Raw genomic sequence first — 13906 nt, 5'->3', positions numbered from 1 at the left:
ATGAAGATTAGATCCTGTCTTTTTCTAATTAAAAGTTAATGCAGCAGATGGAGCTTTTTTATCCAGGAAAGATATTCAATTTGGAGTTTCCTTTATCTTTCTTTTTTATAAAATACAAACTAACGATATTCTTATATAGATAATTTATCTTCCTTGTTCTAATTTCAATGTAACTGTAGGTTGATCGCAAACCTCAGTCGGTCCAAAGAATTGAATCGGTCCCGGATAAATAAATTCTGTGCCTATAGCCCAATCAGCGCGGTTCGCCGCGAAATATTTGAAAGGTGCGCCATCCAACTCGACCAGAGCCTTTTGAATTACCGGTTTCATTTTACCATGACGACGCTCCATATTCATCATCATTGTAACAGGCACACCACCCGCGATCCACTCACTGGCAGGGGCAGTAGTGTTGCGTACGGATGACATATAACCGGTTTTTCCTGCGGCAATAAGGGCAGCGGCTGTATATCCAAGAGAATAACAATAATCGGAATCGTAGTTAGAAGGAATAGCACAACGACCTTCATATCCAAAGAAATGTTCTTGCGCTGCAAATTTGCCTTTATATTTTCCGGCAGTTTTCATTTCCTCTAACTTACTACCGACCATTTCAGCCAATAGTTTTTCTGTTTCGATAAGGGAAACCTGAACATTTCCGTGAGGGTCACGATCCAGAGTCAACTGGCGGGCAACTCCCGACGGAAGGCTTGCAAATATTTTAGCATTACCGGCAGATAGATTTTTTTGAACATATGCCAACTGATCATCTTTCGGAACTGCATTAAATTCACGTTGATGATGTGCAAGAAAATCATTCAATTCGGCAATCAATCCTTTCATGGCAGGAATAAATTCGATCAATCCCTCCGGAATAAGGACTGTACCAAAATTGTTTCCGTTTTCGGCACGTTTAGCCACAACATCCGCAATTTCCGATACAACATCGTCCAAAGAAAGCTCTTTAGCTTCTACTTCCTCCGAAATTATACAAATATTCGGTTGAACCTGAAGAGCACATTCTAGCGCAATATGAGATGCCGAACGTCCCATTAGTTTAATGAAATGCCAATATTTACGGGCAGAGTTACAGTCACGTTGTATATTCCCGATAACTTCCGCATAAACCTTACACGCTGTATCGAATCCAAAAGAGGCTTCGATCATCTCATTTTTAAGGTCGCCGTCAATTGTTTTAGGACAACCGATAACCTGCACTCCTGCATTGATTTCTTTATAATATTCAGCAAGTACGCAAGCATTTGTATTCGAATCGTCTCCTCCGATGATAACTAATGCTTTTATATCAAGCTTCTTTAATATTTCAAGCCCCTTATCAAATTGTTCTGTCGATTCCAGCTTTGTACGACCCGAGCCAATAATATCAAATCCACCTGTATTACGATATTCGTCTATAATATCGGCAGTTAATTCTTTATAATCATGGTCAACCAAACCTCCGGGTCCCATAAGGAAACCGAACAAACGGCTGCTGACATTCAAATTTTTGATTCCGTCAAAAAGGCCGGCAATAACATTATGTCCACCGGGAGCTTGTCCACCTGACAAAATCACACCAACGTTGATAGCCGGCAAACTCACATGCTCTGAACTTTCTACAAATTTAAGAATTGGCATTCCGTACGTATGCGGAAATAATTTTTTCACCTCTTCCTGATCTGCCACAGACTGTGTAGCTGCTCCTTCTTCAACTTTTACAGAACCGTATAACGCTTTTGGCATTTTAGGTTTGTAAGCAGCTCTTGCAATTTGTAACGCACTTTTTTTCATTGTTTTTATTGATTATATATTTTAATAAGTCATTTTCTCAAAAAGGCATGCAAATTTCGTCATTTTTTTTTACATAAAAAAGAGTTTCTCTCTCTTATAGAATCCTATTTTTTATCATTTTACTCTTTTTTTTGCTTTTTTTCTTCATTTTTAGTTTTTTTTCTTACTCTTTTCTTCTTGCAAAAATATATTACATCAAAAATAAAATCTCCACCCTTCAATTATATCATTTTATCACAAAATAGACATAAAATAATCTGAAAAATCATATAAAAAATGAAATATTAACCATATTTAACCATACAAACATATCATTTTGATACATTTTATATATTAAATCATTAAAATACTGATTATCTTTGTCGCATTAAAAATTAAACCATCAAAATTATGAACGCAAAAATTTTACTTTCGTTTTTATCAGCAATATTGCTATCAATAAGCGCTTATGCTTACAATTCTGAAACTATTGTTCTCAGCAACATAGAGAATACAGAGAATGGCTGCATTAAAGAATTTTTATTTTGTGACAAAGAAACCAATGCGCCTATCAGTAAAACTGTATACAACTATGATGCCGAAGGACGGATGCTTGAAAAATCCATGTACGAGTGGAATAGTTCGAAAGGCTGGGTAGGCCTTCATAAACTTGAATACAATTACGAAGTAAGTGATTCTCCGGCTACTCCTGTCGTAAAAAAATGGGATAAGAAAAATAATAAATGGGAAAAATAACCGTCGAAAATAACCGACTTTAGCCTACGATGAAAGGGCTGTCCCAAAAGATAAAACTTCCGTCATTGCGAATTCGAAGAATCGGCGGAGCCAACAGGAGTGAAGCAATCCAGAGTATTGATTATTAATGGATTGCTTCGGGCGAACCCTCACAATGACGGGAGAAAAATTCCTTCCTCCTTTTAACTAAAATGTAACAAACTCCACACTCATTTTCAAATTCGCTAATTTTCAAATTTTCAAATTTGCTCATTCGCTAATTATCAAATTATCTATTATAGATAAAACGAACGCCAAACAACGTTTCACTCTTCGATTCTTCGATTTTTAATTCTTCATTTTTTTGCGGTTGCCCTGAATAATATATAGCACCTATAGAAATTATCCTTTTTTTAAGTACTTTTGTATGATTAAAATTCAGGGCTATAAAACGGTTTAAGAAAATATTTTTAACGATTCTGAGCATAGTAGCCGGACTATTCATACTATTGTTCGGGCTAATTAACATACCTGCTATACAGGAATCAGTAAAGAATCTTATAGTAGAAGATCTTAAGAAGAAAATCGGCTCGGATCTGGGCATAGGCAGTCTACACTTTAAGCCATTCAATACAATAGAGTTAGACAGTGTATATGTATATGATCAGTCAAACAAAAGAGTTTTGATTGCCGGCAAAGTTTCGGCTAGTATAGACCTGTTCGCACTCGCGCGGAAAAAGGTGGTTGTAACATCCGCATGGCTTTCCGATTTTGAAGTTAACCTGTCAAAGGATTCAATAAGCTCGCCCCTGAATATCCAATACATCATCGATGCTTTCAAATCTAAAGATAGCATTCCAAAATCCCGGATCGACATAAAATTAAGTTCGGTCAACATAACTAATGGGAAACTTTATTATGATATAAAAGACAGGCCTGTCACCGTCGATAGTAATCGTCTCGATGTCAATCATATTGCAATCTCCGATTTGCAAGCAAAACTCGCTCTGAAATCTTTAACCCCCGACTCACTGAATATACAGATAAAGAAACTGGGGATGAAAGAAAAAAGCGGATTAGAGATAACAAACCTGCTCTGCCGTCTGATAACTCAAGGTAAAAAAGTATCAGTAAGGGGATTCAGTCTCAATCTGCCGGCATCGAACATCGAACTGAGCAGATGTGAGATAAATCTTACTCCGGCAAATGACACAGCTAAGATATTGGATTACGCGACCTTAGACTGTCTTATAGGGGAGTCGGAGATAGCGCCGCAGGATATAGCGGCATTGGTTCCTGCCCTCAAAAACTTTGATGATAAGCTCTCACTGAAAGGACATATAAACGGATCCATAGACAACCTTTCCATATCTGACCTGATTATCAACTATGGGAAGAAAATGCATCTTGTCTCCAATTCGGAAATTAAAGATATCAGGCATCCCGACAAAACCTATATTCTGGGAAGCATTGACGAATTAAAAATCAGTAACGCGGAGATAGAAAGTATCATCAATAATTTTACAAAAGGAAAAACAATATTGCCTCCTCAATTAAGGAAGCTGGGGACAATATCATTTGAAGGAGATATTTCAGGGTATCTGAAGCAGCTCACGGCTTTCGGCAGCTTCGACACAGATTTGGGAGTTATAAACACAGATATACTCTTTGGTTTCAACAATCGAAATGGAATTAGTTCGTATGCACAAGGGAAAATATATACCTCTGATTTCAATTTAGGAAAATTGTTAGATAACAATGAGTTGAATAAAATATCTCTCAATATTAACGTAGACTTGGAGAAACCAAAAAATTCGAGCATAAGAGGTAAAGCCGACGGAGATATTTTCAGCCTGGATTACAAAGGATATACGTATAAGGACATCATGCTAAATGCCGGTTATGACGGGCTACGCATGAATGGTGAACTAAAAATAGATGATCCGAACGGTCAGCTGAATGTAAGCGGATTATTCGATCTATCAGATAGAGAAAGACCTGAACTTGTATTTAAAGCACAAATAAAGAATGTTCAACTTGCTAATCTGAATATTGCCGGGAATATGCAGCATTCATATCTATCGTTCAATGTAGACGCCGACTTTAGCGGCAAAAACATAGACAATGTAAATGGATATTTACGTATTGATTCTATCGACTTTCTAAAAGGTGATAAATTATTCTATCTGAATAAACTTTTGGTAGAAGCCTCCCTGGATTCTACACAAACGCAAGGTCTAAAGATCTCATCCGATTTAGTCAATGGCAAAATTGAAGGCAAATACTCCTATTCAGCCATGGCAAATAGTATTTTGAACATGCTGCAACCTTATCTTCCTGCCCTGATAGAAAAAGAGAGAAAAGAAAATAATAAGAATGCTACAAACAATTTTGCTCTTGACTTTACCATCAACAATACAGAAAAATTCAGTCAAATATTTGATCTTCCTGTTACAGTCATCAGTCCTGCGAAAATAGTAGGTTTTTACAACGATGCACGGGAAAAATTCAAATTAGAATTATTTGCTCCTGTGATAAAAGCAGCAGGAATGAATATCAAAGGGGGATATATACTGGCCGAAAACACCGAAGACAGATTAAAGACCCAGGTGGATGCGATGATAGTCGGAAAGAATGCAACAAACGACATTTCTATTAAATCTGCAATTCAAAATAATTTGGTAAACACTCATATTTCTTTGCTGAATGACGGGAAACAAAAAGCCAGAGGTGAATTTTCAGTAAACACTCTTTTTTCAAAAAACCAGAAAGAACCTTTACAAATAGACATCGATGTGTTACCAAGCCAACTCGTTCTGAACAATGCGATTTGGAAAATGGCAAAATCACACATTTCCATTCAAAATGGAACATATGCCGTGGATAAGTTTAGCGTAGCGACTGAAGACCGGAGTCAAGAAATAAGTATCGACGGGAAATATTCCCCTAAAAGTACAACTGATATATTACAGGCGCAATTGAACAATATAAATCTTGAATACATTTTCCAGACTCTGGCAATTGATGTCCTCAAGTTCGGTGGATTGGCAACAGGTAAACTATATGTATCGACAGTAGAGAACAGACCATATGCAAACACACGGCTAGAGATCACCGATTTTAAATTCAACGGTACGCCTCTCGGAAATCTGAATCTTTTTAGTGAACTGGATGAAGAAACAAATAAAGTTGTATTAGACGGTTTGATAGTCAGCAAAGAAAATAAACGGACAAAAGTAAACGGTACTATCGACCCGATAAAACAAGGACTATCCCTGTTTTTTGATGCAGATAGTATTGATGTCAGTTTCTTAAACGCATATACAAATGTCATATTCCAGAATATCAGCGGACGCGGAACCGGCAATGTTCATTTATTCGGAAACTTTTCAGATGTGACGGTCGAAGGCAAAGCTTTTGTAAAAGATGGTAGTCTAGGTATAAATATGCTGAATACCACCTACAAATTCACAGATACTATCTTCTTGAAAAAAGATCTGATTTATTTTAACGACATCGTCCTTACCGACCAGTACAACAATATTGCAATTGCCAGTGGGAAAGTAGTTCACGACTTTTTCCATGACTTTAAATATCAGGTAGACTTATCTGCAAATAATTTCCTTGTATATAACGTAACCAAAGAGCAAAATCCGATTTTCTACGGGACAGTGTTCGGAAGTGGAAAAGGTTCTATTGGAGGGGATGAACAGATTGTAGACATAAATATCAGTATGAGAACTGAGAACAAGACTATAGTAAGGATGAATTTCATGGAGGATTTTGTCAATGAATACTCGTTTATCTCATACAAAGAAAAAGGACAGCCTACGGACACCGTTCCTAAAGTAGCGGCAACACATACACCTAATCCTATCAAGACCAGTTCGGGAATGGCCATCAATATGAATTTTTATATCGACGCAACTCCCGATGCCATAGTAGAATTAGTAATGGACCCTATAGGCGGGGATATACTTAGAGGATCAGGAAGCGGAGCGCTACAGTTTCAATGGGATACTAAATCATCGCCTTTACTTTTCGGTACATATAATATAAACAGAGGAAATTACAATTTTACATTCCAGCGTATTTTAGAAAGACGTTTTACAATAGAAGACGGGAGCAATGTCCAGTTTAGAGGAGACCCATATCAAGCTACGCTGGATGTAAGTGCGGTATATAAGGTGAATGCCAGCTTGAATGATTTGGACAGGTTATTGGCTACTCAAAGCGGGCAAACGACTATTCCTGTCAATTGTATATTGAACCTGACAGGACCTCTTCGACAACCAAACATAGGCATGGATATTAAATTTCCTGCTGCCGATCCCGAAATAGAACGCCAGGTAAAAAATCTGATAAGCACTGAAGATATGATAAACAAGCAAGTTGCTTTCTTGTTGCTATTATCCAGATTTTATAAACCGGAGGGAAACGCCGATACGCAGGATTCCTCAGACCTGGCGGTTTTAGCCTCTGCAACACTATCGAACCAATTGACTAAAATAATAAGTAAAATAGATGACAGGTGGGAATTGGGCACAAATATAAGATATAGCAACACCAATATAGAAAATACAAACACAGAAATAGAATTAACCGTTGGCAGCCGTTTGTTTAACGACAGATTGCTGATAAACGGGAATTTTGGCTACAGAAATGATGTAAACATACAAAAAGAGGCTATGATAACGGATGTGGATATAGAATATCTGCTCAATAACGCGGGAACATGGCGGATTAAAGCATATAACCATTACAACGAGAAATATTATTATTTAGGGAGAGAATCAAACACACAAGGAGTAGGTATTGTTTACAAAAGAGATTTTGACGACCTGTCTGACTTATTCAATATACGGCGCTCGCAAGGGCTAAAAAAAGATACCATCCATCCCATACTCCCGGACTCGACAAAGAAAGGAAGCGCCTTGAGCAATTTCATTAAACTGAAGAAAAAGAAATGATATCTGCCACGTTAAATGGATTCGTAAAAGAACATGAAAACGATGATATCCGTGTATTAGCCTTACATGCGACACAATACCCGGAAATAGATATGCAATTGGCTATTCGTCAGATAAAAGGCCGCCAAATAGCAAAAGAAAAAATCCCCGGTTGGTATATCAACGAAAAGATTCTGTATCCTAAGCATCTCTCACTGGAACAAAGTTCATCAGAAAAAACAGCCCGTTATAAAGCAACCCTGGTGGCCGGAGATAATATGGTGGATCTGACCGGAGGAATGGGTGTCGATTTCTCTTTTTTGGCAACCAAATTCAAACATGCTGTATATGTAGAGCAACAAACAGAATTGACCGAAATAGCCGCTCATAACTTTAAAGAGCTGGGATTAACCAATGTAACTGTAAAAAATACGGAAGCCCTCTCCTATTTACAGGAAATGCCTCCTGCCGATTTGATCTATATAGATCCCGCACGGCGCGATGCAATAGGGAGGAAAACAGTAAGCATAGAAGATTGCACGCCTAATATTCTCGAACTGGAAAGCTTATTAAGCGAAAAAGGAAAATTGGCAATGATTAAATTGTCTCCGATGCTGGATATCAGCCTTGCCCTGAAATCCTTATCCGGCATATCTGATGTACATATAGTAAGCCACAACAACGAGTGTAAAGAACTGCTATTCATAAAAAGAAAGGTAAACAGTGAAACCCGTTATCACTGCGTAAACATACAAAAGGAAAAGACTGATATATTATCTTTTACACGAGTGCAAGAAGAGGAAACGGCAATAGTCTACAAATCTCAAACAGGAAAATATTTATATGAACCGAATGCATCTATAACGAAAGCCGGGGCATATAAATACCTGTCAACATATTATAAGATAGATAAAATACATCCGAATAGCCACTTATACACCTCCGATTCTTATATTCCGGACTTTCATGGACGTAGCTTTATTATTGAAAATGTTTGCAGTCTTAATAAAAAAGAGGTAAAACAATATTTACACAATATTAAACAGGCGAATATAACGACACGGAATTTCCCCCTGTCCGTTCAGGAACTACGAAAGAGAACCGGATTGAAAGATGGTGGAGACATATTTATATTTGCCACTACCCTGGCCGACGAAAAAAAGGTCTTATTGATATGCAAAAAAGCAAATTAATCCTCCACTAATTGTATTTTGAGCACCTCTTTTGTCGAACTCTCCACTTTAAAGCGGTCATCAGACCGTTCACCTATAATCCAAACAATATTGTCACCGGAGCATAAAAGCCAGGCTTCTTCCTTATCGAACAGGCTGTATTTCTGATCGGTAAAATAATCACTGATTTTTTTCTTCCCTTTCATCCCGAAAGGTATAAACCAGTCTCCCTGACGCCATTTGCGAATAGTCAACGGATACTGTACCTTATCTTTATCCACATACAAAATGTTACTGTTTTTCTCTATCCCGAAGGATGCCTCTTTCTTAATTACATCGACATTCATTTTCAGAGGGTATGCGATAAATGAATCTTCCTGATGGATGGTAAAACTTTCCACAGACATATTATTCCTCTTTTTTAAGATGAAAGTTTCCCTATCCCTGACTAGCTTATGCGTCTCGGAATAAAATATTTTTCCGGGCTGACTAATCAAAGATTCAAAAACCTGCCTGATTGTCGCAGGATTGAATTTGTAAGGAGTGAGAATTTCATATAATACCGCTTCCGGTTCTATATATTGAATTAGTTTTCTTATATCTATTGCATTATCTTTAAAAATATCAGCCTTCACCTGTTCTATATAATACCGATAAACGGTCTCCACTTGAGACAGGTTCTCGGCTGTACGGATAATAGCTTCTTTTGCCGAAGGATTGATTGTTTCAAGTAAAGGAATGATATTCAGGCGTATCTTATTTCTTGTATAGAGATCTTCACTGTTTGTACTATCATCGACGTGAGACAATTCCCGATCCTTCAAGTAATCTAATACCTGCTGACGACCGGCAAACAGCAAAGGCCTGACAACATATCCGTTTTGCGGCGCAATACCCGTCAAGCCACGAATACCCGTACCACGAACCAGATTAAGAAGAATTGTTTCTACCGAATCATCCCTATGATGAGCTACAGCGATCCTGTCCGCTAAATGAATAACCCTTAGTTGCTCAAACCAATCGTAACGCAAGTCCCTGGCAGCCATCTCGATAGATACAGAATGAATTGCAGCGTAAGCCTCCGTATCAAAATCTACCCGCTCATATTTGAGTTTATATCTTTCACATAATTCTTCTACGAAAAAGGCATCCCGATTAGACTCTTCCCCCCGCAAATGAAAATTGCAATGAGCTACTATACATTCATATTTCAGAGAGTGCAATATATCCAATAAAGCTACCGAATCGGCGCCACCACTCACTCCAACGATTACTTTAGCTCCTTCTTCGAGCAGTTGGTGTTCCGAAATATATTGTTGTACATCAGATATGTTCATATATAACAAATTCTTACTGGTAGGTAAAGGTACTCTAAATAGAGATAAAAGACATCTTACATGGTTATCTTTTTATACACGAGATAAAATTCACTCAAAATATTTTATAAAACTTAACTATCGATCTAATACTTTTGTTATCTTTACGTTACAAAGTTAACAATCAAAGAATGACCATACTTCCATATATATTCCCTCTTGCGGCTCTTATCCCCGCAGAAGCCGCTAAAGAAGTAATTGGAAAGGTAGTTGTGTGAGATGCGTATTAAAAGAAAAATAATGACAAATAAAATATTAATTATCAATATGTTTAATTTAGATTATAGGAGATTTTAAGATGAAATCAATTGCAGAACAATACTCACACGAAGTGAGTAGAAATTTTGGTGGCGGTTATTATGCTGTTTGGGAACCGGGCGAACCCATAAAACTCGGCGATATTGGTACATTGAGCAATAATGTATTCAAGCGCATAGATAATGTTATGAACGAACCGTTCAGTTTAACATTTGAAACACGACTTGACGATAAATTCGATGCAAAAAAATCGTTTGTATCGCAAAGTAATGTCAGCTGGAAATCCAATTTGAATGGAAAGGTTGATGAAATGGGAAGTATTTTAAAAGATTTGGAAGCAGGCATTGTCATTGAATTTGGCAATAAAAATTCAACTGTTTTTGAAGCACTCAACATTTCCTACCATTCTATTGAAAATCAAATTTCTTTGCAAGATGCGGTATTGGATTTTTATCGTAAGGGGATTTGGAGAAAGGACTGGGTTATTGTTACAGGAAAAAGCGTTGCCGACAGTGCTACTATATTAATATCTAACAGTTCCAATGCAAATATTGAAATTAAAGCAAGTGGAAATGTCGGAGCTGGCGATATTAGTATTGCAGATGCTTCACTTGGACTTTCGAGGGTTAGTGCGCGTGGTCTTGGTTATCAATTAATTGCGGAACAAGGAATTAGTCCGACTATAAGATTGTGCGGAGTACGACACCGTATATTTCATAAACCAGTTGTCGTTCAGAAAGTTCAACCAGACAATAATTCCAATCAAATTGAAGAAGAAATATCATTTGAAAGTATTAAAAGTCCTGATTGGACAGGAGAATAAATTATGAATCCGATAAAACCAATTTTTGCAGTGTACGCACTTTTTGTGTGCGCCTGCATTTCGGCGCAGAATATGGAAAAAGCAGGCGTAGCCCTTTCCGCCGCAAGCGAGGCACTTGAAAGCGGCGATTACTTTAGCTCCTTCTTCGAGCAGTTGGTGTTCCGAAATATATTGTTGTACATCAGATATGTTCATATATAACAAATTCTTACTGGTAGGTAAAGGTACTCTAAATAGAGATAAAATTCACTCAAAAATATCTTATCAGCTTCATTGATTCATAAAAATTGTTATATTTAGACTTGGATTATAAATTTATAACGAGATGGATCTAAAAAAAGGATATTCAGAGGAACAAAAAGGTGAAACAAAACGCTATTGCCAGTTTTTAAAACTCAACCCCGACACCTTGGAGCAATACAAATTTTGGCACGACAGCAAAAACATTTGGCGCGAAATACCGGAAGGTATACGCAAAGCCGGCATATTGAATATGGAGATCTATGTTGTAAATGATTTAGCGTTTATGATTATAGAAACACCCTCCGGTTTTGTCTGGGATGAGGCCTTCGGCCGTCTGGCAACTTATGAACGACAAGCTGAATGGGAAGAATTTGTCGCCAAATTCCAGGAAGCGGGTGAAGGTAAACGTTCGGAAGAGAAATGGCAACTTATAGAGCGTATATTCTCTTTGAATGAGTCACTAAAACGCTGATTACTTTTTTGACGTAATTATTATTGTTCCGTACTTACCTTTATCTCCATACATTTCAACGGATGATTTTCCTTTGAGTACGCTTATCGACTCTATTTTATCCGGACTAATAAGTTTTATGGCCTCCGGAGAAATCTCCTTACCATCAAGGATCATTAGCTGTTTACCGGTATTCAGATCTAAGACCTGTACATTTTCTTTAACGGCAGTTGTAGAGCCGGCGCTATTTTTTGCTTGCTTCGTATTTATCAGGATAACCCCGTTTTTTGCTTCTTCTCCATAAAGCTTTATCGCAGTGGCATCTTTCAGTACATTGATGTTATCTATCTCATCGGGATTGAGCCCCTTCATCTTTCCAAAATCAGACTTTTGCCCGTCGATAAAAACAAGAGGTTTCGCTTCATCGACAGATACATCTCCTGAAACAGAGAACACTCTTATTGCGCGTTTATTTGGCGTATCATTGCTATTCGTCGCATCATCTATATTATCCCGTTTCCCAATCTTTGTGACATAAACTACCGAACCTTTCGTCTCAGGAATTATCGTATCCTTTTTTGTGGAGAAACTATATTTGAGATTTGTAGGCTCGCCCTTTTCCTGTATTTTTTCAGTATCAAATTTTTGTGATACAGTTACAGGCAAAGATTCTTGTACTACGTAATTAGGTTCTGCCGAAGCCCATATAAAAAAACCAAATACCGGAAGAATAAGAAGCGCCGCTATTCTTTTCCAAGGAGAGCTTTTTGTCCTTTTCATCATTGCCAGCCGGTTCGACGACTTACCATAGTTAAAAGAATTAGAAAAGGAGAAGACTTGTCCCTGAAAGCGTTGATTGATAAGTACAGCTTGGTACACAGCAGGAGATGTACCTGAATCTATTACTGCTTTATCGGCTAAAAATTCATGGTTTTCCTTCAATAGCTTAACATAAATCCACGTGAAAGGATTGAACCATTGCAATAGAAGTACACACTCGCTGCAAAACAAATCTATCCAGTGTTTCTGGTCAATGTGTGTTACTTCGTGCTTCAGTATAAGGTCTTTTTCCACATTACTCAGGCTTTTTGTATTGATCAGGATGTAGTTCAATATTGTAAAAGGGGATTTAATATCTATATTTTCAACTATCTTGAAGTAGCCGGAATCTGATTTCACCCCAGCCCTTATCAATCTGTTCAGCTTCACATAAGAGACCAGATTCCGTATAGTCAATATGGCGATTCCGACAATGTATATTAAGAAACATATACCCCATATATTTACAGAACTACCTTGCTCTAAAGCGACGTTATTGTTAACTTCAGATATTACAGGCCCGGCAGTAACCATAGGAATCTCAACATCGTAAGTATAATGTATAGAAGGCATTATAAAAGAAGCAAGTATTCCTGTTATTAAAAAAGCCCTGTTGAATTTGAAAAAAGTAGCAGGCCTGAGAAACAAGGTGTATATCACCAGGAATAAGCCAAGGCAAAGCCCTGATTTCAATATATATATAATAAATTCTTCCATAACTATTCCGTTTTATCAGTTTGTTTGTCATCCAGCGCCTGGCGGGTTTCTTCGAGTAGATGATCCATCTCTTCCAGCGTAAGATTGTTTTCTTTAGCAAAAAATGATACCATAGAAGAAAATGAGCCGTTGAAATAATCCTTTACAAAACCAAGCAGCTGCTTCTTCGAATAATCTTCTTTTGCCACAAGGGCTTTATATATATTCAGCCTTCCCTCAGAACGGTGAGTTACAAAGTTTTTATTCTCCAAAATGCTCAATACTGTTGCGATGGTAGTACGTGCCGGCTTTGGATCTACAAATTCCTTCAATATATCCTGAACCGTACCTTCTTCCATCATCCAGAGAATTTGCATTATTTGCTCTTCGGCTTTAGTTAGTTGCATATCCATTAGTTATATCTATGAAACAAATATATGTCTATTTTATTAGACTATATGCATTATAATTACTTTTTAACTAAAAGTCAATACCCACAAGCAACTTTGTGCAAGTTGAAGCAAACTAACTGATTACCAGTATTTTTAATCAAAAGGCAAACAGATTGATGAAGCCGAAAAAGACCGGAAAATACCCCTTTCGGACAGGGTACA

The 13906-nt window shown here is 37.4% G+C and carries 9 protein-coding genes; 5 read left to right on the top strand and 4 right to left on the bottom strand.

Going from position 1 to position 13906, the window contains the following annotated elements; genetic code table 11:
- Positions 1-144: 144 nt before the first annotated feature.
- Positions 145-1791 carry a diphosphate--fructose-6-phosphate 1-phosphotransferase gene (locus ACYPZI_RS14500; protein WP_459602840.1) on the bottom strand — a complete coding sequence of 549 codons (1647 nt, stop codon included), beginning with the start codon at positions 1789-1791 and terminating at the stop codon, positions 145-147.
- A 390-nt stretch (positions 1792-2181) separates the two neighbouring features.
- Between ACYPZI_RS14500 and ACYPZI_RS14495 the strand changes: the two genes are divergently transcribed.
- The 3 genes from ACYPZI_RS14495 to ACYPZI_RS14485 all read left to right on the top strand — a co-directional run bounded on the left by ACYPZI_RS14495 (position 2182) and on the right by ACYPZI_RS14485 (position 8647).
- The gene (locus ACYPZI_RS14495; RefSeq protein WP_459602838.1) at positions 2182-2526 is read left to right on the top strand and encodes a DUF3836 domain-containing protein; all 345 of its coding nucleotides are present in this window, start codon (positions 2182-2184) and stop codon (positions 2524-2526) included.
- A gap of 488 nt (positions 2527-3014) precedes the next feature.
- On the top strand, positions 3015-7475 hold the full coding sequence (locus ACYPZI_RS14490) for a translocation/assembly module TamB domain-containing protein (RefSeq protein WP_459602836.1): 4461 nt from the start codon (positions 3015-3017) through the stop codon (positions 7473-7475).
- Positions 7472-8647 carry a THUMP-like domain-containing protein gene (locus ACYPZI_RS14485; protein WP_459602834.1) on the top strand — a complete coding sequence of 392 codons (1176 nt, stop codon included), beginning with the start codon at positions 7472-7474 and terminating at the stop codon, positions 8645-8647. The genes ACYPZI_RS14490 and ACYPZI_RS14485 overlap by 4 nt, the downstream gene beginning before the upstream one ends.
- On the opposite strand, the gene tilS is transcribed toward ACYPZI_RS14485, so the two are convergent.
- Entirely contained in the window at positions 8644-9963 is a 1320-nt protein-coding gene (gene tilS, locus ACYPZI_RS14480; RefSeq protein ID WP_459602832.1) for a tRNA lysidine(34) synthetase TilS, read from the bottom strand. The genes ACYPZI_RS14485 and tilS overlap by 4 nt on opposite strands.
- A gap of 337 nt (positions 9964-10300) precedes the next feature.
- On the opposite strand from tilS, the gene ACYPZI_RS14475 reads away from it, so the two are divergent.
- Positions 10301-11083, top strand: a complete 783-nt coding sequence (locus tag ACYPZI_RS14475) for a hypothetical protein (RefSeq protein WP_459602830.1) — start codon at positions 10301-10303, stop codon at positions 11081-11083.
- Positions 11084-11408: 325 nt separating this feature from the next.
- Positions 11409-11798, top strand: coding sequence for an L-rhamnose mutarotase (locus tag ACYPZI_RS14470; protein ID WP_459602828.1), 390 nt, complete (start codon positions 11409-11411; stop codon positions 11796-11798).
- Here ACYPZI_RS14470 and ACYPZI_RS14465 read toward each other — a convergent pair whose 3' ends face one another.
- Together ACYPZI_RS14465 and ACYPZI_RS14460 are read right to left on the bottom strand one after the other, a co-directional pair.
- Positions 11799-13313, bottom strand: coding sequence for a M56 family metallopeptidase (locus ACYPZI_RS14465; protein ID WP_459602826.1), 1515 nt, complete (start codon positions 13311-13313; stop codon positions 11799-11801).
- 2 nt (positions 13314-13315) lie between these two features.
- Positions 13316-13699 carry a BlaI/MecI/CopY family transcriptional regulator gene (locus ACYPZI_RS14460; RefSeq protein WP_459602824.1) on the bottom strand — a complete coding sequence of 128 codons (384 nt, stop codon included), beginning with the start codon at positions 13697-13699 and terminating at the stop codon, positions 13316-13318.
- Positions 13700-13906: the final 207 nt, after the last annotated feature.

The organism is Dysgonomonas reticulitermitis, assembly GCF_054601275.1.
This window is presented reverse-complemented; position numbering and strand designations above follow the sequence as displayed.

Coding starts and splice junctions, on each gene's coding strand:
- ACYPZI_RS14495 (WP_459602838.1), top strand. CDS start 2,182: ATGAACGCAAAAATTTTACTTTCGTTTTTATCAGCAATATTGCTATCA.
- ACYPZI_RS14475 (WP_459602830.1), top strand. CDS start 10,301: ATGAAATCAATTGCAGAACAATACTCACACGAAGTGAGTAGAAATTTT.
- ACYPZI_RS14500 (WP_459602840.1), bottom strand. CDS start 1,791: ATGAAAAAAAGTGCGTTACAAATTGCAAGAGCTGCTTACAAACCTAAA.
- ACYPZI_RS14465 (WP_459602826.1), bottom strand. CDS start 13,313: ATGGAAGAATTTATTATATATATATTGAAATCAGGGCTTTGCCTTGGC.
- ACYPZI_RS14470 (WP_459602828.1), top strand. CDS start 11,409: ATGGATCTAAAAAAAGGATATTCAGAGGAACAAAAAGGTGAAACAAAA.
- ACYPZI_RS14485 (WP_459602834.1), top strand. CDS start 7,472: ATGATATCTGCCACGTTAAATGGATTCGTAAAAGAACATGAAAACGAT.
- tilS (WP_459602832.1), bottom strand. CDS start 9,963: ATGAACATATCTGATGTACAACAATATATTTCGGAACACCAACTGCTC.
- ACYPZI_RS14460 (WP_459602824.1), bottom strand. CDS start 13,699: ATGCAACTAACTAAAGCCGAAGAGCAAATAATGCAAATTCTCTGGATG.